Below are 23,368 nucleotides of genomic sequence, written 5' to 3'. Positions count from 1 at the left end.
AAACTAAAATAAAAGTACCTACCAAAGTAGGCAATATAATAATTGGAAAAATTAGATGAAGTCCAATTAGATCAAATTTACTCGCATAAACCTTTATATTATACCTACCTGTAGGAATTATCAAAAATATAGGCAATACGATTGAAAAAAAAATAAAAAATATCACGTACACAGAATCAAAATCATAAGAACCCATTTTTAGACCAAACTTGATTTTAAGATATTTTAACTACACTTTTTTGAATAAATTTATCTACGATTTTTGCGATTTTCTATGCCAATTTTTTCACTCTCTTCTATTTCGACAATGTAGCTTGGATTTTTCTTTTTAGCCTCTTTGTCTAAAAAACTAATGAGCTTCGCATCAGAATTTTTATGAGAGCAGATTAAAATTATGAAATTTATATAGTTATTTGCTTCTTTTGGCATGATTTGGTTATTTTTGGCTGGTATACTAAAATTTCCTACAAAGATTTGAATAAGTTCGAAAAGCTCGTTTTTACTTAAACTATTATCACCCGCAAGCTTTTCAAGCTTTTCGATCGTTATCTCTTCTTTTTCTAATGCAAGGTCCTTTGTTTCAGTGCTATAATCCCTATTTCTTAAAAGTAAATAGATTAGCGCACAAATTGCAATTAATAGCAGTATAATAAAGAAAACTATTAGACCTTTTATTAGCATCTAAAGCCTTGAGCAAAGTGAGCGCTTTGTAAATGCTAAAACACTCATAAGTATCATTATTACGATACTAATCCAGACAAAATCGGGTACTGGTAATGGATCACCAGCTGCATACGAGTGCATGCCGGCTAAATAAAAATTTACACCAAAATAAGTCATAATAATCGACCAATAAGCAAAGAATGAAGCCACTGCAAATGCATACTGGTTGTTTAGCCTTGGAATAAATCTTATATGAAGAACTGCGGCATAAACAAGTATCGAAACTAATGCCCAAGTCTCCTTACTATCCCAGCCCCAATATCTGCCCCAGCTCTCGTTCGCCCATACACCGCCTAGGAAATTTCCAAGAGTAAGTAAACTAAGTCCTAGTATCATTGCCATCTCATTTATACGGGTAGCTTCGAGGATGTTACGAGAAATTTCTGGATTTGGCTTTTTCTTATTTTGCAAAATAATAAGCAATAGTGTAAAGCCACCAAGTAACGCACAAAGCCCTAAAAATCCATAACTTGCAGTAATGACAGAAACATGTATTGTTAGCCAGTAGCTTTGAAGTACTGGCACAAGTGTAGTGATCTGTGGATCCATCCAGCTAAGGTGCGCAACAAATAATGTAACACCAGCCAATATGGACGTAAGAGCAAGAGCGATAGGACTACGTTTTGCAAAGACGATACCAGAAAATCCTAAAGCCCAAGCGATATAGACCATCGATTCATAAGCGTTACTCCAAGGCGCATGTTCAGCAATGTACCAACGAAGTCCAAGTCCGACAGTATGAGCAAAAAAAGCTAGTAAATTTATAATATACACAATCTTTACAATGCCATTTATCTGAACCTTTGGAGCTAGCATTTTGACAAAAACAAAAAATAAAAGCGCAAGGCCTGCTAAAAGATAAACCGGTGTCAATCGCTCAAAAATTTGAATTTTATTAAATAAAATTTCTATATTTATCTTTTCTTCACTTGGCATTACAGCAGAGCCATACTTTTGCTGATAGGCTGAAATTTTATCAAGTGTAGCATCAGCCTTACTCCAATCATTATCTTTTGTTGCTGCATCAACTGCTGCAAAATACTCTCTCATCATATTAATGACTAGTTCGGCCTCCTTAGGCGGAAAGTACATCATTGCACTAGCAGGCGAATACCAAGAGTTTGATGGATCATCTTGTTTTGGAAAAATTTTAAAAATTTCACCAATAAATATCATATAAAAAACATTCAATCTCTCATCGATCTTTATCACATCTTTATCAAATGTATTGCGTGATCCAGGATGCTTACGATTAGCAATTTCAGCAAATTTTGTAAGTTTATATTCACTTCCGCCATCTTTTGTGGCTCTAAAAAAATCATTAAAACTTGCATATTTTGCATTTTCATCTATGCCAAGCTCTTTTTTTAGCTCCTTGCTTTGTCCAAGTGAGATAATTTTTTCATTTCGCCAAAAATCAGGCGTTACCATTATTGAAAGCATAGCTTGATTAGAGTTTAGGCTATTTATGTTCTCGCTTCTATGTATTTTATTTAAAATTTCTTTACTAAGAGTGTCAAATGGCTTCATTCTACCATCTGAGCTTTGCACAATAAGTCTAGAAAGCTTTTGTGTGTGCTCTTTGCTGATATTAGGCAAAAAGTCTTCAGCCTTTAATGAGCTAAAACTTAAACTTAAAAGCATAATGGCAATGATAGCAACAACCTTTTTACCGTCTTTTGTTGATTCATTATCGATTAACTTAGCTAGTTTTCTAAAACGGCTACCAGGATTTACAACATTTAACACAAAGCCAAGTCCAAGTAAAAAGTAGCCAATGTAAGTTGGTATCTTGCCCGGATCTTTATTAACAGAGAGAATGGTTCCTTTTTCATCTGTATCGTATGAGCTTTGGAAGAATCTATAGCCATCATAGTCAAGCACGTGATTCATATAAATTTTATAGTCAAGCCCCGACATGTTTGTATCATCTTTTACAATAACTTCACTTGAATAGCTCATAGGCGAATTTGAGCCAGGATATCTTTTAAGCTCAAAGTCTTTTAAGTATAAGCTAAACGGAAGTTTAACTTGCTGCGCACCCCATGAAGCGTTAAATTTTTGTCCAGCCACAGCTAAGCGTGAAGGCTCTGTTAAGTTATAAAAAATATGCATCTCTTTACTCTCGCCTTTATAATTTAATTCAGCTATCAAGGCGTTAAATTCGCTATCTTTTGTGCTAACTAGCTTTCTTGAAGCATGAGTCGAAACTAATCTTGGAGCAAAATTTATATTTGAAATAGTATAAAGACTACCCATGCCAAAATCATTTACGCTACCAGCTTTTAACTCAGTTTTTGAGCTATCACTCATTGTAAATTTTGAAAGATCAGTATTTGAAGTAACTGTGAAATTTCCGTCCACTAATTTAAAAAGTACATATTTTTTACTCTCGTCTGGCTTAGCATTAAAGATAAAACTAATATCTGCAACCCTTGCCTCCTCTTCTTCTAATAAGAAGATTTCTTCACTTTCACTCTCGTTTGAAACCACAAATTCCACTACTGGTTGCCCATTTTTATCATCCACAAACTTATAACTTGCATTTGGCACAAATTCTTTAAATTTTAAATTAGCTTCATTATCTGCTATTTTTAGTTTTAGATCAAAACCTTTTTTTGCATCAGAAAGTCCTATTGGCAAAGCAGCGCTTATCTCTTCTCCATTATCGTTTAAAGCGGTTAAATTTAAATAGGATATTTTTGTCGTAACGATATTTGACTGAGTTTTTTCTCTTATATGCATATCAGCCTCAAAGCCAAGATATCTTGTTATGCCAGCACCGATTAAGATAACTATAAAACCAAGATGAAAGATAAGCGAAGGAAGTTTTTTGGGATCGATTAAGTTATATCTAAAGATATTATAGGTCAAATTTATGCCAAGAAGTAGTTGAATGAGAGCAAACCAGCTGGCACCATAAATATAGTACCATGCAGATTCTGTGCTAGTTTTACTTTCTATTATTGTAGCGGCTCCACTAGCTATGGCAAAGATTATCATCAAAATGATAGCTGAGCCCATACTTAAAAATAATGATTTTGGATTTAACATCTGCTTCCTTTTATTTATATTATGACAAAGCTATCAAAGTAAAACTTATCTTAAATAACTGCCTTGCTTTGTTTGGGTAGAGACTGGCTTGTTTTCATTTGCATCTTGTTCAGCAAATGCATCTTTACCTTTTAGATAGGCAAGAATCGCGCCAAGATCATTATTTGAAAGAATTTTAGCTTGATTTTGCATTACATTTTTACCGCTTCCACCAAAACTTGAGTCACTTCTATAAGAGATGATACTATCTTCAATATCCTTAGCATCCATATTTTTTAGAGGCGTTGAACCAAATGGCCTTTTATCAGCATTTTCACCATGACAGCTAGCGCATTGCTTTTCATAAAGTTCCCTACCTAAAGAAACACTATATCTGCCCTTTCTATCAACGCCTAATTTTAAAATTCTATTATCTTTATAACGTCTTGGATCTTCATCGACATAGACATTTACTTTTTCATTTCTATCATTAGCCTGCTTTTTTGCCATTTCAGCAAGTTCTTTACCAAACTCACCACGAGCTTCTATATAGTAGACTTGTGAAGCTGCAAAGGCATTTGCCACCAAAAAACACGCCAAAAAAGAAATTTTAATACTTTTCATAACTTTCCTTGAAATTTTGCTCTAAATTTAAAAATCCCGGATCAGATTGCTCCGACCCGGGATTATATCATAAGTTGATTAATGAGCTACGATTAGAATGAGTATTTAGCTTCAAATCTGAATTGATCTTCTTTGTTTTTAGCCTCATCAGCAAATTTTGAAGTTTTGAATGCATAGTATGAGCTAAATGTTAGCTTTTTGCTATACTCATATGCAAATCTTGGAGTAACCTCTTCAACTTTTTCTTTGCCATTTTCGCCAGCAGCTGCAGCGTGTTTAATGTGGCCTTTTATGTAATCAACACCAACTGTAAATTTATCAAATGTATATCCAGCTGTTCCATATACTAGGTTTGCTTTTCCATCGGCCCAAGTTGGATCAAGTGTAAGCTCACCAACATCTATTAGACTACCTTTATCTTCAAGAGCAAATGATGTTACACCTTTATTATCAACTTTCCAACCCATATAACCAGCTCTCAAATCAAAGCCAAATAGTGAAGCTGTAAGTTCGCCAGCATAGAAGTTACCATCATTATAGTTTGCAACGCCATTAGATTCATCTATACCTTTAGAAAGATGTGCTTTTGCACTTTTATCTACAGTAGTATTTATATAGTTAACTCTACCACCTAAGCTAACATCATCATTAATAGCAAAATTTGCTGAAACATCAGCTGCAAGTAGATCAGCTAGATTTGTTAGGCTAGCATACCATAGTTGGAAATTGATAGGATCATATGAACCAGCGATACCAGCTGCATATAGATTACCAACATCATAAATATTTAAGTAACCAGTATTTACATATAGATCTCCATCACTCTCAACACTATCACCCTCAATTGCATCAAAAGCTAAAGCAGTAAGTGTTAGTCCTTCAACATCTTCATTTACTACTCTTACACCAGTAGCGATAGCATCATCTGTAAAGAACGAGCCAATCTCTTGCTTACCAGCTGTTATAGTAGTGTTTCCGGCTTTATAACCAAGATAGAACTGATGAACTTCAAAGGCATTGGTTGTATTTGTTTTATCTGTACCAGTGCCTCTAGAGCCTTGATTGCCCTGAGTATTATCACCAGATTTATCAGTAGCGTTATATCTTAAACCAATAACACCAAAGAAGTTATCATCGATAGCAGCTTTAAAATTTGTTACTGCTTTAAATTGATGACCAGCTTTTGAGCCAGACTCTGATTTTGTATTAGAAAACTCACCGTGTTTTTTATCGTTTGTATATCTATATCTTGCAAATCCTGAAAGATCTACATTTTTTATAGCTTCTTCAAGTGGAGTAGCGCTTGCTACGCTTGAAAATGCACCTAAAGCAACCAAAGTGGCTAAACTAATTTTTGTTAGTTTCATTTTTTCTCCTTTTAAGGTTTTGTGTCGACGATTATAATCAATAAAATTTAACATGAAGCTTAAAATTTTTAATTCCAGTTACCGATCGTTTACCGTAATTAATCAAAAATAGATAAAAGTTGATAATTTTAAATAAAACAAGGACGAAATTTTAAAGGAGTAAAAAGAAAAAGGGGCTATTGCTTTGCCCCTTAAAAGGAGTTCTAGTTTTGATTGCTGTTTAAATTATATAAGCAAGCAGTAAATCAACGGTAATTAAAAAGAAATTTTTTCCTCTTTTGGCACTTCGATATTTGTTTTTACATTTTTTCTTTTAATAATGACTTCATTTTGTGGCTTTTTTATACCATTATATAAGCCACTAGAGCCACCTTCTTTTATAAGAAGCATATCTATAAGTTTATCTGCATAAAAAGTCGCATAGACTAAGTCGCCTTTATCATAATAGTATCTATTTGCACAAAAATTTGCTTTATTGAGTTTGTGGTTTTTTGTATCGCTCGCCAATATTTCATAGCAGTATTTTGAATCTTTATAAGTAACCTCTTTTATAAAACCTTTGATCGAGCTTTTTGCTGGTGTATTTTGCATGACCTGTCTTGGCTGTTTTCGTACTGGTGGATTGTCTTCAAAAAATGAGCAACCCAAAAACATGATAGCAGTTGTAAGTGGAAGTAAAATTTTAGCTTTCATCTGTTCTCCTTAGTGTAAAACGGCGAAGTATAACTTTTAAGATTAAATAAATTTTGCGGGAAATTAAAGGCTCGTATCTAAATTTATATGCAAATCATATAAATTTATCTTAGGTGAGCCTGCCTAAGATAGTTAAGCTGAAACATTTAAAACGTTACCGCCAAGCTCGGCGATCTTTTTATCAAGACTCTCAAGGGTCTTTTCAATAGTCTTTTGAGAAATTTCAGGAAGCTCACCTCCCCAAATTTTCTTCGCATCCTCAAAACCCTTTGCCACACCCTCTCTACCAGCTTTTAGTTTTTCTACGTCATCACCTGCACCATTTAACACAAAGCTAGCTATCCTATCAACCGTATTTGCGATACCAAAAAATCCATTCTCGCTAATAAGATCATTTGCCTCGTCACTACTTAGCTCGTTTAAAGATTTACCGTTATAGCCGGTACTTGCAAGATCAAGTCCTGATAAAATTTCTGATAAATTTTTAGGCGCATTAAAGCTTAAGCTACCTTGGGCTAGTAAATTTGAACTACTACTTTTAACAATCTCTTTTTGATACTGGAAAAAATAGCTATTTGAAATGTCTTTGGCTGTTAAATTTGTAATTTCAGACTCTTTTTTAGAGATACCTTTTTCTTCTTTATGAAGCGAAATTTCTGATTTTACATTTTCTTTTATACTTGAACTATTATATGAGTTTGCGATTTGAGAAATTTTCATTTTGGCTCCTTAAAATTTATAAAATCAATATCGCCAAAAAGTAGAATTTATTTAGATAGAGCGGGAAAACTCCCGCTAGTAGTTATTTGCTAAGTGTTGCGTTTAGCATCCAGATGGCTTTTTCAAATTTTGCGATTTGATCTTGTGCATACATTTGAGTTGTTGTATCACCTTCTGCAAGCTCGTCAAGCTTTTTAAACTCGCCCAAAAGGTGTTTATAATCAGCCAAGACAATCTCTAAAACCTCAGTTGGAGTGTAAATTTCTTTTGGCTCGTGTTTGATATGAGTAACTTTTGCTAGCTCCTCAGCCTTGACGATAGGTCTACCACCAAGCATAAGAGCTCTCTCAGCTGTATCGTCAAATATCTCACTCATATCTTCATAAGCTTTTTCTGTGTATTCATGAACACTAAAAAATTGAATACCTTTTACATTCCAGTGAAGATCGTGAAATTTAATATAAAGTGCATTTGCATCAGCCTGAATAACATTTAATTGTAAAATAACTTTTGACATTTTGTCTCCTTCTTTATTGTAAATATGATGAAATTATATATAGCTAGAGTTAATCAGCGGTTAATCAAATAATAAATTTTATTATTTGATATAAAATTTGACTACAAAATAAAATTATCTTGTAGTCAAACGTAGAATCATAAATTTTTCTATTTTTTATATGGTGTAGTTTTGTAGCCTTGCTCGATCAAACTGCTCATACCTCCATCTAAATTTATTATCTTAAGATCTGAGCTATCTATCGCTGCTGCAGCTGCTGTGCTTCTTCTGCCACTTCTGCAAACAAGAGCAATAGGTTTTTTGATATCAACTGCCTTTGAAAGCTCCTCTAAAAATGCACTCTTATCGTTTGGATTAAAAGTTATAGTCTTTGCACCTGCGATAACGCCAGTCTCTTGCCACTCAGATGGAGTTCTTATATCGATAATCTGATCATATTTTTTGATCTCATCTGGGCTTATATTAACGGTTTTAACATCAGCTGACAACATACAACAAACAGCTCCTAAAAGTAAAATTTTTTTCATCTACTCTCCTTAAATAAATTTTCGAAATGTTAGCACGGATTATTAAATATATAAAAATTTTTGTTGATAAAATTTATTAGTTTAGATAAAAATTAATAATATAACGTATTGATAAAAAAGCTAAACCTACTACGAATGCATATATAGATAAACCGACTAGATTGATAAAAATATATTCACTTGCCATTACATTTTTAAAAATTTTTCTTTGATTTTAGTGATCTTATTTTTTTAAAAGTTTATTCTTTTTATTTTTTCTTTTACTCTATTTGCTGATCAGCATAAGAATATTTTTTATAAATTGCTATATCTTAATTGTACGTTTTAGTATATACTTGTTTGAGTATTTTGTATTTTATAAAGATGATTATATAATGGTGTCCCCAACAGGGTTCGAACCTGTGGCCTTAGAATTAGGAATTCTACGCTCTATCCAGCTGAGCTATGAGGACAGTTCATATATTTTGTAGATAGATTTTATCAGAATAAATAATTTTTGAAGGACAGATTACTCTGCCCTTCTTTGGTTAATTAGCCATTTCTTTTTTTAATGATCTCATCACTTACGTTTTTAGGAACTTCTTCGTAGTGATCAAATTCCATTGAATAAGTTGCACGGCCTTGAGTCATTGAGCGAAGATCTGTTGAATAGCCAAACATTTGAGCCAATGGACAATAAGCTGCAATGATCTTTACGCCATTTCTATCATCCATTGAATTTACTTGGCCACGGCGTTTATTAAGGTCGCCTATAACATCACCCATATACTCTTCTGGAGTTTCTACTTCAACCTTCATCATAGGCTCAAGAATAACAGCACCTGCTTTTCTAGCACCTTCCTTAAAGCCCATTGAAGCAGCAAGCTTAAATGCCATTTCAGACGAGTCAACTTCATGGTAACTACCATCAAATAGTGTAACTTTAACGTCTTCAACTGGATAACCAGCAAGAACACCGCTTTGAAGTGCCTCTTTGCAACCTTTTTCAACGGCTGGAATATATTCTTTTGGAACAACACCACCTTTGATATCATTAACAAACTCAAATCCACTAGCAGCTGGAAGCGGCTCAATACGTAAAAATACGTGACCGTATTGACCACGACCGCCTGATTGTTTAGCATACTTATATTCTTGCTCAACTGTCTTACGAATAGTTTCACGATAAGCAACTTGTGGTTGTCCAACTTCAGCATCTACTTTAAATTCACGAAGCATACGATCAACTATGATCTCCAAGTGAAGCTCACCCATACCGCTAATAATAGTTTGACCACTCTCTTCATCAGTGCTAACTCTAAAGCTTGGATCTTCTTGAGCTAGTTTTTGAAGAGCGATCGCCATTTTTTCTTGATCTGCTTTTGTTTTTGGTTCAACTGCAACACTAATAACTGGCTCTGGGAAGTCCATTCTTTCAAGGATAACTTTATCTTTTTCACTTGCTAGAGTATCGCCTGTTAGAGTATTTTTTAGACCAACAACAGCGCCGATCTCACCAGCAAAAAGCTCAGTAATCTCTTCACGTTTATTTGAGTGCATTTTTAGCAAACGACCGATTCTCTCTTTGCAGTCTTGAACTGTGTTGTAAGCATAGCTACCACTTTCAAGGCTCCCTCTATAAACACGGATAAATGTTAGCTGTCCAACAAATGGGTCAGTCATAATCTTAAACGCAAGAGCGGCAAATTCGCCATCATCTGTACTTTCAACAGTCACTTCAGCGCCATCTTCATAAACACCATTTATCGCTGCGATCTCATCTGGAGCTGGTAAATAATCAACAACAGCATCAAGTAGAGGTTGGATACCTTTGTTCTTAAACGCAGTTCCGCAAAGCATAGGCGTGATAGTCATTCTCAAGCAGCCTGCTTTTATGCCTTTTTTAATCTCTTCTTCACTTAACTCTTCACCAGCAAAAAATTTCTCCATCAAGCTATCATCTGTCTCTGAAACTGCTTCGATTAGTTTTGCACGGTATTCCTCTGCTTTATCTTTAACTTCAGCTGGAATTTCTTCTTCAACATAGTCAGTTGGCTTTTTCTCATCATTCCAAACGTAAGCTTTCATTCTTACAAGGTCAACCACACCTCTAAAGTTATCCTCAGCACCTATAGGAATTTGAATAGGAATTGGGTTTGCTTTTAGTCTTTCCCTGATCTGCTCTTCAACTCTAAAGAAATTTGCACCTATTCTATCCATTTTATTAACAAAAACGATTCTTGGTACGTGATATTTATTTGCTTGTCTCCAAACAGTTTCTGATTGTGGCTGAACACCGCCAACAGAACAAAATACTGAAACAGCACCGTCAAGAACACGCATAGAACGCTCAACTTCGATAGTAAAATCAACGTGTCCCGGAGTGTCGATTAGGTTTATTTGATAACCCTTCCAAAATGCCGTAGTTGCAGCTGAAGTAATAGTAATACCACGCTCTTTTTCTTGTTCCATCCAGTCCATAGTAGCAGCGCCGTCATGAACCTCACCTATTTTATGGCTCATGCCAGTAAAGAATAAAATTCTCTCACTAGTAGTTGTCTTTCCAGCATCAATATGAGCCGCAATACCGATATTTCTTACCTTATGTAAAGGCGTTTTTCTTTCTGCCATATTAATTCTTTCTTACCAGCGGTAGTGAGCAAATGCTTTATTAGCTTCTGCCATCTTGTAAGTATCTTCCTTCTTCTTGAAAGATGCACCTTTTGAGTTTGCCGCATCTAAGAGCTCATTTGCTAGTTTATCTATCATAGTTCTTTCGCTTCTCTTTCTAGCGTAAGTTATAAGCCAGCGGATAGCAAGAGCTTGTTGGCGAGCTGGGCGAACCTCAACTGGTACTTGATAAGTAGCACCACCAACACGGCGTGATTTAACTTCTAGAATAGGTTTTACATTTTCAATAGCATCGTTAAAAACGTCGATGCCTTTAACCTCAGCATTTTTCTTTTCTATGGCTTTAATAGCACCATACATTATCTCAGTAGCGACGCTTTTTTTGCCATCATACATAAGAGAATTAATAAATTTAGTGATTATTTTATTTCCGTAAATCGGATCAGGCAAGACTTCCCTTACAGGGGCTTTTCTTCTTCTCATTTTGATCTTTCCTTCAAATTTTTATGAAATTTTACTCAAACGTTTGCAAATTTTAGCAAAGTCTGCGAACCTAAATTTTTACTTTTTTGTTGCAGCTGCAGCGCCAGCTTTAGGGCGTTTCGCACCATATTTAGAACGAGAAACTGTTCTTTTTGCAACACCAGCAGTATCAAGTGCACCACGAACGATGTGATATTTAACACCTGGTAAGTCTTTAACCCTACCGCCGCGAACTAAAACGATACTGTGTTCTTGTAGGTTGTGACCTTCACCACCGATATAGCTGATGACTTCAAAACCGCTTGTTAGCCTAACTTTGGCAACTTTCCTCAAAGCTGAGTTTGGTTTTTTAGGAGTCGTAGTATAAACCCTAGTGCAAACTCCTCTTCTTTGAGGGCACTCTTTTAACGCTGGAGATTTTGACTTAACAGTCACTTTCTTGCGTTCTTTTCTGACCAATTGATTTATGGTTGGCACAATAATTCCTTTCAACTAAATTTATTAAAAAGACCTAATTTTATTTAAAATAAACTTAAATAACGGTTAATAAGTTAGACTTACTCATCTAATTCTTGATTTTATAAAAACTCTGCCGTCTTTATTTTGTATTAGTCTTGTTTGACAGCATATTTGCCACTACCTATCAAAAGAATACAAAGTGAAATAGCAATATAAAGATAGATAAGTTCCGATTTAAAGCCATTAACCTCATTTAATGCAAATAAATTTGCAAATCCATAGTACGAGTATAAAATAGTAATACTAGTACCTAAAACTAGGATAGCGCCTACTCTTGAATAAAAACCAATAATTAACATAATGGGTGCTAAGACCTCTCCAAGGTAAGAAAAATATGCCAAAAATCCAGGCAAACCAGCATTTACCAATATACCTTTTACCCCACTAAGTCCATGTAAAATTTTACCAAAACCATGCATAAAAAGGCAGATACCAAGTCCTAAACGTATAAACAAAAGTCCAAGATCAATGTTTTTCATAAATTCTCCATGATGTGATTTCAAAGATAAGGATTTTATTAGGTGATAATTAATAGCTTGTAAATTTTTAATCGATTTAATTCTATAAAGAGGTTAAGCCCCAAAAATAGGGGCTTGAAGTATTAGTTTTCTTTGATTTTTACTTTTTTATCCTTATAAAAACCAGTTCCAACCGGGATCATACGTCCAAGGATAACATTCTCTTTTAGATCCTCAAGATAGTCAAATTTAGCAGCAATCGATGCTTCTGTTAAGACTTTAGTTGTCTCTTGGAACGATGCAGCAGAGATCACACTATCACTTCCGATAGCTGCTCTTGTAACGCCTAACAAGATCGGCTCAGCAATAGCTGGCTCACCACCCATGTTCATGATGCGCTCGTTCTCTTCTTTAAATTTATTTCTTGAGACCATATCGCCAACTATGAAATTTGTATTTCCGCTATCGACGATTTTGACTTGGCGAAGCATTTGAGAGACGATGATCTCGATATGTTTATCTGCGATCGCAACACCTTGGCGACGATAAACTTGTTGAATCTCGCTAATCAAATAATAATGAAGCGCTTTTTCGCCAAGAATTCTTAAAATATCGTGGCTTGAGATTAGCCCATCAGTTAGTTTCTCGCCAGCATGGACAAATTCCCCGTCTCTTACTTGTATCTGACGACTTTTCTCGATCAAATACTCAGCAGTTGTGCCATCTTCGGCTTGGATAATTATGCGCTCTTTTGAGCGAAGTGGCTTGTCAAATCTAACCACGCCATCAATCTCTGCAACGATAGCTGTATTTTTAGGGCGTCTTGCTTCAAATAGCTCACTAACTCTTGGAAGACCACCAGTAATATCTTTTGACTTAGCGACAGCTTTTGGAGTCTTAGCCAAAATATCAGCCTGTGCTACTTCATCTCCGCTTGAAACAAAGATCGCAGTTTTTGGATCAAGCGGATACTTAATTAAATTTCCTTTTTTAGTAGCGATAATAATCGCAGGTTTTACACCGCTTGGCAAATACTCGTTGATAACAAGACGTCTTTGTCCAGTCGCCTCATCTGCTTGCTCAGTCGCACTATATCCTGGTTCAATATCCTCAAAACTAACCACACCGGCTTCTTCAGCAATAGTTGGAGTTGAGTATGGATCCCACTCGGCAATAATCAACTTATCATCTTTTTCAGGTAATGAAACTACTGTCGCTCTCTCAACCGCATCATTATCAGAAACTTGAATGATAGAATTTCTTGGGATATAATGGCGAACCGCCTCACGTCCATCTTTATCAGAAACAACTACAAAGAAGCCTTTTTCAGTTACTTTGTGACCTTTTTTGATATCTTTAACCCTATCAAGATAATCACCTTTTAATATGAAAAATTTAACCACACCATTTGCGTCAGCTAAAATTTTACGAGTTACAGGATCTCCGTCTGAAATTTTAAGTTCACTAGCGTATGGGATACGATTTGGGATATTCCAACCCTCTTTTATGATCTCAACGATACTTTCATTCTCTTTTACCTTATCGCCACTTACATAAGGTATATACATCTTTCCTTCGATCTTTCCGCTAACACCAGCTAATTCGTTTGGCTTAGCAAGATCATTTCTTCTAATTGTATATTTAACCTCTTCTTTTTTACCTTTTATCACGATATTTACATCTTCGTGGGCATATTCGATCTCTATTTTGCCATCAATCGTTGATTTAATCTTTGGCTCAACAAGTAGCACGGCTGCGCTTCTTCTATTTGCAACGATCTTCTTATCGCCATTATCATAAGTATTAAGGTTGTAATATCTGATAAAACCTTCTTTTTGAGCGATTACTTGGCGATCTTGTTGTTCAGTAGAAGCCGTACCACCGATGTGGAATGTTCTTAGTGTTAGCTGCGTACCTGGCTCGCCGATAGACTGAGCTGAGATAATACCAACTGCTTCACCTGGTTTTACAAGTTTGCCCTCGCCCAAGTTTAAGCCATAGCATTTTGCACAAACGCCTTTTGGTGCTTTGCACGTGATAGGTGTTCTAATGCTTACTGATTTTATACCAGCCTCAGTTATAGCTCTAGCTTTTTCTTCATCAAGTAGCGTGCCTTCGCTAAATAAAATTTCATTTGTTATAGGATCGATCACATCATCTGCTAAAACACGGCCCAATACTCTTTCTTCAAGGCTTTCTATTAGCTCGCCACTCTCAGTAATATCTGTGATTTCAACACCCTCGTGCGTACCGCAGTCATGCATTGTGACTTTAACATTTTGAGCAACGTCGATTAGCTTTCTTGTTAAGTAACCAGCGTTTGCTGTTTTTAGCGCAGTATCCGCAAGACCTTTTCTAGCTCCGTGGGTAGAGTTAAAGTACTCCATTATGTTTAGACCTTCACGGAAGTTTGAAATGATCGGTGTTTCAATGATCGAACCATCAGGTTTTGCCATAAGACCACGCATACCAGCTAGCTGGCGAATTTGTGCTGCACTACCTCTCGCACCTGAGTCTGCCATCATATAAATTGAGTTAAATCCACCTTTATCGTTTTGGATAAGTTTCATCATCTCGCTTGCAACGCTGTTGTTTGTATCTGTCCAGATATCAATGATCTTGTTGTATCTCTCACTATCTGTTAAAAGACCAGCGCCGTATTGCTTTTGAATTTCTCGAACTTTTTTCTTAGCTTCGTCAATATATTTTTGCTTGCTATCAGGCACGATTATATCAGCAATAGAGATAGAAATTCCCGCTTTTGTCGCATATCTAAAGCCTAAATTTTTAAGCTTATCAAGGAAATTGGCCGTTACTTCAAGGCCACCATTTCTATAAACATAATCAACCAAATTTGCGATATCTTTTTTCTTCATAATCTTATTCCACATATTTTCAGGAACAAAATCAGGAAGTATTGCTCTTAAAATCAAGCGACCAGCCGTCGTAAAGATGATCTTATTATCAACCATAGTCTTGATTTTAGCATGAAGACCAAGAGTATTAGCCTCTTCAGCAATCATTACTTCATCAACGCTTGAAAAAATTTTATTTGCGCCTTTTTCGTCATTTCTCTCTAGGCTTAAATAATAAATTCCTAAAACCATATCTTGTGAAGGAACTGTGATAGCCTTACCGCTTGCAGGAAGCAAGATGTTCATTGAGCTAAGCATTAAAATTTTGCACTCAGCGATAGCCTCTTGTGATAGTGGCACATGAACAGCCATTTGGTCACCGTCAAAGTCTGCGTTGAACGCCGCACAAACTAGCGGGTGAAGTTGGATAGCCTTGCCCTCAACAAGCACTGGGTGAAACGCCTGGATAGAAAGTTTGTGAAGTGTTGGAGCACGGTTTAGCATAACTGGATAGTCTTTAACGACCTCTTCTAGGCACTCCCAAACCTCATTTGTCTTATCTTCTATCATCTTTTTAGCCTGCTTAACAGTTGTTGCATAGCCTTTTTCTTCTAGGCGAGCAAGCAAATGTGGCTTAAATAGCTCTAGAGCCATCTTCTTTGGAAGACCGCACTGATCCATCTTTAGCTTTGGACCAACGACGATAACAGAACGTCCAGAGAAGTCAACACGCTTACCTAGCAAATTCTGACGGAAGCGACCTTGCTTACCTTTAATGATCTCACTTAGTGATTTTAGTGGGCGCTTATTTGCACCTTTTACTGCATTTGCTCTGCGGCCATTATCAAATAGCGCATCAACAGCTTCTTGAAGCATTCTCTTTTCATTTCTGATAATGATCTCAGGTGCGTCAAGCTCAAGTAGACGCTTTAGACGGCTATTTCTATTTATTACACGGCGATATAGGTCGTTTACGTCTGAAACAGCAAATTTACCACCATCAAGGCTGACTAGCGGTCTAAGATCAGGTGGAAGAACTGGTAAATTTGTTATCATCATCCACTCTGGGCGGTTACCTGAATTTAAAAAGCTCTCGATAACTTTTAGGCGTTTTACGATAGTCTTTTTCTTAGCCTCAGAATTTGTAGACTCCATCTCTTCTTTTAGTTGATTTAAAATTTCCATCAAATCAAGCTCAGCTAGCATGTCATAGATGACCTCACCACCCATTCTAGCTGTAAAACCAGTCTCTTCATATCTTGAAGCTAGGCTTTGATATTGCTCTTCATTTAAAACGTCGTATTTTTCAACTTTTTTAGAATTTTCATTGTCGTAATAAGCCTCGCCAGCATTATCAACAATGTATGCCTCATAGTAAAGTACGCGCTCAAGATCCTTCATCTTAATACCAAGAAGTGCACCAATACGGCTTGGCAAGAAATTTACATACCAAATGTGAGCCACTGGAGTTACAAGCTCGATGTGACCCATGCGAGAGCGGCGAACTTTAGATGTAGTTACTTCAACACCGCATTTTTCACACTTAATGCCCTTATAACGCATCTTTTTATATTTGCCACAAAGACACTCGTAGTCACGGATCGGTCCAAAAATTTTCGCACAAAACAAGCCATCACGCTCAGGTTTAAGCGTGCGGTAATTGATGGTTTCTGGTTTTTTAACCTCGCCGTAACTCCAAGATTTTATCTTCTCAGGACTTGCTAAACGAAGTTGAAAAGCTTCAAAATCACGAGGCCTATGCTCTTCTTTTATCTCAACTGGTTTTAAATTAGTTAGTTTCATTTGTCTCATCCTCATCATATACTTCTACATCAAGAGCTAGTGATTTTAGCTCGTTTGTTAGAACAAAGAACGTCTCAGGGATACCAGTCTCAGGAACGTTTTCACCTCTTGTTAAAGCTTTGTAAGCAGAAAGTCTTCCCTCAACATCGTCTGATTTTACAGTTAGCATCTCTCTTAGTGTATGAGCAGCACCATAAGCCTCAAGTGCCCAAACCTCCATCTCACCAAACCTTTGACCACCAAATAGTGCCTTACCACCGACTGGTTGTTGTGTAACAAGGCTGTATGGTCCGGTACTTCTTGCGTGAACTTTTTCATCAACCAAGTGGTGAAGTTTTAGCATATACATACAACCAACATTAACGCGTTCTCTTATCTTTGAGCCTGTGCGTCCGTCATATAGTTCAGTTTTGCCGTCGCTATCTATCTTTGCCATCTCAAATAGTTTTGCAAATTCGTCAGCCTTAACGCCTTCAAAAATCGGAGTTGCAAATCTTACGCCATTACTCCAATCTTTTGCATATTCAAGAAGCTTCTCGTCACTCATCTTACTAAGAGCTTTTTTAGCGTCCATTAGCTTGGCAACGCCTGCTATTTCTATCATCTTAGCTCTTAGCTCTTTTATCCACTCGCCTTTTTTGGTCTCGAAAATTTCATTGATCTGCTCGCCTAAGCGATAGCCAACAAGACCAAGGTGGCTCTCTAAAATTTGACCGATATTCATACGGCTTGGAACACCAAGTGGGTTTAGCACAATGTCTACGATCTGACCGCTTGGAAGATAAGGCATATCGACTTCTCTTACTATATTCGAAACGATACCTTTGTTTCCGTGACGTCCAGCCATCTTATCGCCAACTTTTAGTTTGCGTTTTGTAGCTATATAAACTTTTACAAGTTTTACAACGCCGCTTGGTAAAATATCGTCTTTTTCTAAAATTTCTATTTTAGCATCGTGCTCTTCTTTGAGCTTTTTCTTTTCGTTTTGGAAGTAATTTTTTAGCTCGTCATATTTCTTTTGGATATCTTTTGAAAAGCTTTTAACGATAGCATTTAGAGTAAACCTATTTATATTTTCAAGATCAGCCTTATTGATCTTTGAGCCTTTCTTATACTCTTTTTTATTTACCTCTTGATCACTCGCTAGTGGATTTTTAGAAAGAAGTGCTGTAACTTTTAGCATCTCTTCGCGGTCTAGCATAAGTAGTCTATCATGATGTTCTTTTTCTAAAAGAGTCTTCTCCTCTTCGTAAGCTTTATTTGTTCTGCTATCTTTTTCATAACCTTTTTTGGTGAAAATTTTAACATCAACAACCACACCTTCCATCGAAGCTGAAGCATATAGCGATTTATTTACCACGTGGCCAGCTTTTTCACCAAAGATAGCACGTAGTAGCCTCTCTTCCGGAGTTGGTTTAACCTCGCCTTTTGGAGATACTTTACCAACAAGGATCATGCCAGGCTTGATCTCTGTACCGATTTTAACAATACCACTTTCATCAAGGTGCATAAGTTCCTCTTCTTTGACGTTTGGTATATCTTTTGTTATCTCTTCAACACCATCTTTTAGCTCACGAGCCTCGATCTCTTTTTCGTAGATATGAACGCTTGTAAAGGCATCTTCACGTATCATTTTTTCACTAATAACGATCGCATCCTCGTAGTTATAGCCATTCCAAGGCATAAATGCTATTAGTGCATTTTTACCGATAGCTAGCTCACCCTTTTCCATACTTGGGCCGTCAGCTATGATTTGATTAGCCTCGATCTCATCGCCCTTTTTAACGATCGGATGTTGTGAAAATGTCGTATTTTGGTTTGTTCTTAAATTTTTCTCTAAAGAGTAGTGATCGATATATGGACCAGCTTCATCTTCACCAAGAATAAAGATATTTTTATTATCAACCTTTTCAACCACGCCACTACGTCTTGCTTTTACGCTTTCCCACGCATCTCTTGCAATAACGCTTTCCATACCTGTTCCAACAATAGGAGCAGTTGAGCGAAGTAGTGGTACTGCTTGACGTTGCATGTTTGAACCCATAAGAGCACGGTTAGCATCATCATGCTCTAGGAATGGAATAAGTGAAGCCGCAACACCAGCTATCATACCAGAACAAAGGTCGATCAAAGTAACATCTTCTCTACGGGCAAGCATCATCTCGCCATCTTTTCTAACCTCAATCAAGTCCTCAACGATGTGTCCATTTTCATCAAGTTTAGTTGATGCTGGAGCTATAACATTGCCCTCTTCTTGAGTTGCGGTTAAATAAACTATCTCATCAGTCACTTTGCCATCTATAACTTTTTTGTAAGGAGCTTCAACAAAGCCAAGATCATTCACTTTTGCATAGGTTGAAAGCGTATTGATAAGACCAATATTTTGACCTTCTGGAGTCTCAACCGGACAAATTCTGCCGTAGTGGGTTGGGTGAACGTCACGCACCTCAAAGCCAGCACGCTCTTTTACTAAGCCACCCTCGCCAAGCGCAGATAGACGGCGCTTGTGAGTAACTTCGCTAAGTGGGTTTGTCTGATCCATAAACTGGCTTAACTGTCCACCTGTGAAAAATTCCATAATTGTTGCAGTAATCATTTTTGGATTAATGAGGTCGTATGGCATAATCTCTTCGGTATTATTACTTAAACTTGTAAATTTATCGCGGATAGCCTTTTGCATCTTTACAAAACCGAGGTGAAGTTCGCTAGCAAGTAGCTCGCCGATTGATCTTATACGGCGGTTGCCAAGGTGATCTCGGTCATCAATGTGACCTTGTCCATTTTTAACTTTTATAAGATATTTTGCAGTTTTTATGATATCTTCACTTGTTAGTAAAGTAACATATTCTGGTACATCAAGTGAGAGCTTATGATTCATTTTCATACGACCAACTTTTGTTAAATCGTATCTCTCAGGGTTAAATAGCATATCATTTACAAAACTCTTTGCGGCCTCTTTTACAACTGGCTCTCCTGGTCTCATAACCTTATAAATTCTTATAGCAGCAAGGTCATTTTCGTCATCAACGCTCTCAGTTTGTTTTAAAACTTTAAGCATATCGTTGTCAGCAATAAATGAATTTATGATAGCGTCGTCAACACCGGCAGCAGAGTTATTAATGATCTCAATGCTTTCATGCTCAGCTAAAATTTTCGCAAGTTTATTCTCATCAAGAGCAGATAGTGTGTCATATAAAATTTCGCCACTTTCTGTATTTATCACAGGATTTGCCAAATATCTACCAATAAGCGCCTCGATCGGATACTCAACAAATTTAACGCCATCTTCGATTAATTTATCAGCTTTTTTCTTTGTTAGGCGCTTGCCAGCTTGATGAAGAACATCGCCCTCTTCATTTTTTATATCATACTCAACTCTTCCTAGATAATCTTCTGGGTTGAAAAGAGTTAAGAATTTATTATTTTTAATTGTTAAATTTTGTATTGGATAAAATAGCTTAATAATGTCTTGTTTTTTATATCCTAATGCCCTAAACAAGATAGTTACAGGCACTTTTCTGCGCTTATTTATCCTAACATATAAAATATCTTTTGTATCATATTCAAAGTGCAACCAAGATCCGCGATCCGGAATTATTTGAGCGGTGTAGATCAGCTTATTTGCAACAGTCGCACTCTCTTCTTGCTTAAAGATAACGCCAGGGCTTCTATGAAGTTGATTTACAACAACACGCTCAACACCATTTATAATAAATGAAATTCTATCTGTCATCAAAGGAATTTCACGTATAAAAATTTCTTGCTCTTTTATATCTTTTACGCCAACTTTATCACCAGTTTTATCATCTTTTTCATGGACTATAAGGCGTATTTTCATTTTTAAATTTACAGAGTATGTAAGACCTCTTTCTATACACTCTCTGATCGTATATTTTGGTTTTCCAATTTCTGAGCTAACATATTCTAAAGTCAAACGATTTTGCGGATCATGTATAGGGAAAATCGACTTAAAAACTTTTTCGATACCGCTTTCAGTTTGATTGTTATTTAGATTTAAAAAATTATCAAAACTCTTTTTTTGTAGTTGTAGTAGGTTCGGAACGTCTATCTCCTTAACGACATTAGAGAAGTCAACCCTAAGACGATTTCCTGAGTATAAGCTATTTAACATTGCATCTACCTCGTGGTAATTTTGAAAGAAAAGTATAGCCTTTTAACAAGGCATCTAAAATTTAAAAAAGAGAGAGCCTGTGCCCTCTCTTGAAATATTAAGCTCAAATAATAAAAAATTATTTAAGTTCAACCTTAGCACCAGCCTCTTCAAGCTCTTTTTTAGCTGCTTCAGCTTCATCTTTGCTAACGCCTTCTTTAAGAACAGATGGTGTTCCCTCAACTGCGTCTTTAGCCTCTTTAAGACCAAGACCAGTAAGTGCTCTAACAACTTTAATAACGTTGATTTTCTTATCACCAGAATCAACAAGAACGATATTAAATTCTGTTTTTTCTTCAGCAGCAGCTGCGCCAGCAGCAGCAACAGCACCACCAGCTACCATTACAGGAGCTGCACTAACACCAAATTTCTCTTCAAACTCTTTTACAAGTTCGCTAAGTTCAAGTACAGAAAGATTAGATATAAATTCTAATACGTCTTCTTTAGTAATTGCCATTTTTAATCCTTATTATTTTTTAATTTTAATTAAGCTGATTGTTCTTTTTTCTCTTTAAGCGCATTCAAACCAATTGTGAAATTTTGAATTGGCGCATTCCAAACTTGCAAAAGCATCGCAATAAGCTCATCACGACTAGGCATTTTAGATAGAGCTTTAACTTTATCAACGCTTGCAACTTCGCCATCAATATAAGCTGTTTTGATTTTGAAAAGATCAGCATTAGACTCTTCAAATTTTGCGGCTACTTTAGTTACTGCTAATTGATCTTCGCTCCAAAGATAGATATTTGTATCTTTAAGTTCCATTCCGACTTTATCAGAATTTTTAAGAGCAATATTTGCAAGAGTATTTTTAATAACTTGAACTTTTACATTTTGTTCTTTTGCAGAATTTCTTAAAACTTCAAGTTTTTTGACTGAAAGACCACGATAGTCACAAACTACAATAGCTTCAGCAATTTTAAATTCACTCTCTAATTTTGCAACAACTTCAGATTTTTCGTTACGTGTCACTTTTTCTCCTTTCCGACCGGCGATTTCAAGCAGAGCGGGTCGAATCAATTAAGCCCAAAGGCCTCGGCTATCTCCAATCTAAGATATAAATTTTGTCTAAATTTTTATTTTAAATCCATAACTTCTTGAGTATCAAGAGATATAGATGGGCTCATTGTTAAAGACAATGAAGCATTTTTAACATATCTACCTTTTGCAGCAGCTGGTTTATGTTTATTTATTGCTTTTATAAATGTTGAAATATTTTCACTAAGTTGTTCTTTAGTAAAGTTTACTTTGCCAAGGCCAGCATGGATGTTTCCTTGTTTGTCAACACGGAAATTTACTTGACCGCTCTTTGCATTATTTACAGCTTGAGCAACGTCCATTGTAACTGTTCCAGTTTTTGGGTTTGGCATCAAACCTTTTGGTCCTAAAATTCTACCGACTTTACCTACTAGACCCATTAAGTTTGGAGTAGCTATAAGAACATCAAAATTCATTATACCTTTTTGTATATCTTCAATTAAATCATCTGCACCAATAATATCAGCACCAGCTGCCTTTGCCTCATCAGCTTTAGCATCTTTAGCAATAACAGCAACTCTTACAGTTTTACCTGTACCGGCCGGCAAAACAACTGAACCACGAACCATTTGATCAGCATGCCTTGGATCAACATTTAATTTTAATGCGATCTCAACTGTTTCATTAAATTTAGCAGAAGCCAAAGTTTTAACTGTGTCAATAGCTTCGCTAAGGTTATAAATTTTATCTTGCTCTACTTTTTTGAGCAATTCTTGAAATCTCTTGCTAGTTTTTCCCATAAATTTCTCCGCATATATATTGCTTCCGTCTTTTGCTAATCAACCTGACGGTAAAGGTTTTAGTCTATTACTTCGACACCCATTGATCGAGCTGAACCAGCAATAATTTTAGCTGCTTGCTCTCTATCGTTTGTATTTAAATCAACAAGTTTTTTCTCAACTATTTCTAAAACTTGAGTTTTTGTTAGTTTGCCTACTTTATTTTTTAAAGGATTATCAGTTCCTTTTGTTATACCTGCAGCCTTTTTAATAAGATCTGTAGCAGGAGGCTGTTTTGTGATAAATGTAAAACTTTTATCAGCATAAACAGTTATAACAACTGGAATATTAAACCCAACCATATCTTTTGTTCTCTCATTAAAGGCTTTACAAAATTCCATAATATTAACACCTTTTTGTCCAAGAGCTGGACCAACCGGCGGACTAGGGTTTGCTTTTGTTGCAGCAATTTGTAATTTTATTTCACCTATAACTTTTTTAGCCATTT

The 23,368-nt window shown here is 36.1% G+C and carries 18 protein-coding genes and 1 tRNA gene; all 19 read right to left on the bottom strand.

Going from position 1 to position 23,368, the window contains the following annotated elements:
* Positions 1-249: 249 nt before the first annotated feature.
* A complete protein-coding gene (locus CCON33237_RS03565) occupies positions 250-681 on the bottom strand; it encodes a hypothetical protein (protein ID WP_054196417.1) in 432 nt (143 codons plus the stop codon).
* Positions 682-3,777: a cytochrome c biogenesis protein CcsA gene (locus CCON33237_RS03560; protein ID WP_054196416.1), complete on the bottom strand. Its 3,096-nt coding sequence runs from the start codon at positions 3,775-3,777 to the stop codon at positions 682-684.
* Between the two features lie 45 nt (positions 3,778-3,822).
* Entirely contained in the window at positions 3,823-4,380 is a 558-nt protein-coding gene (locus tag CCON33237_RS03555; protein ID WP_054196415.1) for a c-type cytochrome, read from the bottom strand.
* A 92-nt stretch (positions 4,381-4,472) separates the two neighbouring features.
* The gene (locus CCON33237_RS03550) at positions 4,473-5,747 is read right to left on the bottom strand and encodes a major outer membrane protein (protein ID WP_054196414.1); all 1,275 of its coding nucleotides are present in this window, start codon (positions 5,745-5,747) and stop codon (positions 4,473-4,475) included.
* A gap of 255 nt (positions 5,748-6,002) precedes the next feature.
* On the bottom strand, positions 6,003-6,440 hold the full coding sequence (locus CCON33237_RS03545) for a hypothetical protein (RefSeq protein WP_054196413.1): 438 nt from the start codon (positions 6,438-6,440) through the stop codon (positions 6,003-6,005).
* Between the two features lie 132 nt (positions 6,441-6,572).
* On the bottom strand, positions 6,573-7,160 hold the full coding sequence (locus CCON33237_RS03540) for a hypothetical protein (protein ID WP_054196412.1): 588 nt from the start codon (positions 7,158-7,160) through the stop codon (positions 6,573-6,575).
* An 82-nt stretch (positions 7,161-7,242) separates the two neighbouring features.
* On the bottom strand, positions 7,243-7,677 hold the full coding sequence (locus CCON33237_RS03535) for a Dps family protein (RefSeq protein WP_054196411.1): 435 nt from the start codon (positions 7,675-7,677) through the stop codon (positions 7,243-7,245).
* A 149-nt stretch (positions 7,678-7,826) separates the two neighbouring features.
* Complete coding sequence (locus tag CCON33237_RS03530; RefSeq protein ID WP_021090898.1) at positions 7,827-8,204, bottom strand: rhodanese-like domain-containing protein; 378 nt, start codon at positions 8,202-8,204, stop codon at positions 7,827-7,829.
* Positions 8,205-8,579: 375 nt separating this feature from the next.
* A tRNA-Arg gene (locus tag CCON33237_RS03525) sits at positions 8,580-8,656 on the bottom strand.
* A gap of 79 nt (positions 8,657-8,735) precedes the next feature.
* Positions 8,736-10,814, bottom strand: a complete 2,079-nt coding sequence (gene fusA, locus CCON33237_RS03520; RefSeq protein ID WP_021090828.1) for an elongation factor G — start codon at positions 10,812-10,814, stop codon at positions 8,736-8,738.
* Between the two features lie 12 nt (positions 10,815-10,826).
* Positions 10,827-11,297 (bottom strand): 30S ribosomal protein S7, encoded by a 471-nt coding sequence (gene rpsG / locus CCON33237_RS03515; protein WP_021090980.1) that lies wholly within the window; start codon positions 11,295-11,297, stop codon positions 10,827-10,829.
* Between the two features lie 78 nt (positions 11,298-11,375).
* Positions 11,376-11,774 (bottom strand): 30S ribosomal protein S12, encoded by a 399-nt coding sequence (rpsL, locus tag CCON33237_RS03510; RefSeq protein ID WP_021090705.1) that lies wholly within the window; start codon positions 11,772-11,774, stop codon positions 11,376-11,378.
* A gap of 131 nt (positions 11,775-11,905) precedes the next feature.
* The gene (locus tag CCON33237_RS03505; protein ID WP_054196410.1) at positions 11,906-12,295 is read right to left on the bottom strand and encodes a DoxX family protein; all 390 of its coding nucleotides are present in this window, start codon (positions 12,293-12,295) and stop codon (positions 11,906-11,908) included.
* Positions 12,296-12,417: 122 nt separating this feature from the next.
* On the bottom strand, positions 12,418-16,932 hold the full coding sequence (rpoC, locus tag CCON33237_RS03500; protein ID WP_054196409.1) for a DNA-directed RNA polymerase subunit beta': 4,515 nt from the start codon (positions 16,930-16,932) through the stop codon (positions 12,418-12,420).
* Positions 16,919-21,064, bottom strand: a complete 4,146-nt coding sequence (gene rpoB / locus CCON33237_RS03495) for a DNA-directed RNA polymerase subunit beta (RefSeq protein WP_054196408.1) — start codon at positions 21,062-21,064, stop codon at positions 16,919-16,921. The genes rpoC and rpoB overlap by 14 nt, the downstream gene beginning before the upstream one ends.
* A 118-nt stretch (positions 21,065-21,182) precedes the next feature.
* Positions 21,183-21,560 (bottom strand): 50S ribosomal protein L7/L12, encoded by a 378-nt coding sequence (gene rplL / locus CCON33237_RS03490; RefSeq protein ID WP_054196407.1) that lies wholly within the window; start codon positions 21,558-21,560, stop codon positions 21,183-21,185.
* A 29-nt stretch (positions 21,561-21,589) separates the two neighbouring features.
* On the bottom strand, positions 21,590-22,075 hold the full coding sequence (rplJ, locus tag CCON33237_RS03485) for a 50S ribosomal protein L10 (protein WP_054196406.1): 486 nt from the start codon (positions 22,073-22,075) through the stop codon (positions 21,590-21,592).
* Between the two features lie 104 nt (positions 22,076-22,179).
* Entirely contained in the window at positions 22,180-22,881 is a 702-nt protein-coding gene (rplA, locus tag CCON33237_RS03480) for a 50S ribosomal protein L1 (RefSeq protein WP_054196405.1), read from the bottom strand.
* 59 nt (positions 22,882-22,940) lie between these two features.
* Entirely contained in the window at positions 22,941-23,366 is a 426-nt protein-coding gene (gene rplK / locus CCON33237_RS03475) for a 50S ribosomal protein L11 (protein ID WP_054196404.1), read from the bottom strand.
* Positions 23,367-23,368 lie beyond the last annotated feature (2 nt).

The organism is Campylobacter concisus, from assembly GCF_001298465.1.
Lineage (GTDB): Bacteria > Campylobacterota > Campylobacteria > Campylobacterales > Campylobacteraceae > Campylobacter_A > Campylobacter_A concisus.
This window is presented reverse-complemented; position numbering and strand designations above follow the sequence as displayed.

Excerpts from the sequence above, each read along its gene's own strand:
- CCON33237_RS03565 (WP_054196417.1), bottom strand. The coding sequence starts at position 681 with ATGCTAATAAAAGGTCTAATAGTTTTCTTTATTATACTGCTATTAATT.
- CCON33237_RS03560 (WP_054196416.1), bottom strand. The coding sequence starts at position 3,777 with ATGTTAAATCCAAAATCATTATTTTTAAGTATGGGCTCAGCTATCATT.
- CCON33237_RS03555 (WP_054196415.1), bottom strand. The coding sequence starts at position 4,380 with ATGAAAAGTATTAAAATTTCTTTTTTGGCGTGTTTTTTGGTGGCAAAT.
- CCON33237_RS03550 (WP_054196414.1), bottom strand. The coding sequence starts at position 5,747 with ATGAAACTAACAAAAATTAGTTTAGCCACTTTGGTTGCTTTAGGTGCA.
- CCON33237_RS03545 (WP_054196413.1), bottom strand. The coding sequence starts at position 6,440 with ATGAAAGCTAAAATTTTACTTCCACTTACAACTGCTATCATGTTTTTG.
- CCON33237_RS03540 (WP_054196412.1), bottom strand. The coding sequence starts at position 7,160 with ATGAAAATTTCTCAAATCGCAAACTCATATAATAGTTCAAGTATAAAA.
- CCON33237_RS03535 (WP_054196411.1), bottom strand. The coding sequence starts at position 7,677 with ATGTCAAAAGTTATTTTACAATTAAATGTTATTCAGGCTGATGCAAAT.
- CCON33237_RS03530 (WP_021090898.1), bottom strand. The coding sequence starts at position 8,204 with ATGAAAAAAATTTTACTTTTAGGAGCTGTTTGTTGTATGTTGTCAGCT.
- fusA (WP_021090828.1), bottom strand. The coding sequence starts at position 10,814 with ATGGCAGAAAGAAAAACGCCTTTACATAAGGTAAGAAATATCGGTATT.
- rpsG (WP_021090980.1), bottom strand. The coding sequence starts at position 11,297 with ATGAGAAGAAGAAAAGCCCCTGTAAGGGAAGTCTTGCCTGATCCGATT.
- CCON33237_RS03505 (WP_054196410.1), bottom strand. The coding sequence starts at position 12,295 with ATGAAAAACATTGATCTTGGACTTTTGTTTATACGTTTAGGACTTGGT.
- rpoC (WP_054196409.1), bottom strand. The coding sequence starts at position 16,932 with ATGAAACTAACTAATTTAAAACCAGTTGAGATAAAAGAAGAGCATAGG.
- rpoB (WP_054196408.1), bottom strand. The coding sequence starts at position 21,064 with ATGTTAAATAGCTTATACTCAGGAAATCGTCTTAGGGTTGACTTCTCT.
- rplL (WP_054196407.1), bottom strand. The coding sequence starts at position 21,560 with ATGGCAATTACTAAAGAAGACGTATTAGAATTTATATCTAATCTTTCT.
- rplA (WP_054196405.1), bottom strand. The coding sequence starts at position 22,881 with ATGGGAAAAACTAGCAAGAGATTTCAAGAATTGCTCAAAAAAGTAGAG.
- rplK (WP_054196404.1), bottom strand. The coding sequence starts at position 23,366 with ATGGCTAAAAAAGTTATAGGTGAAATAAAATTACAAATTGCTGCAACA.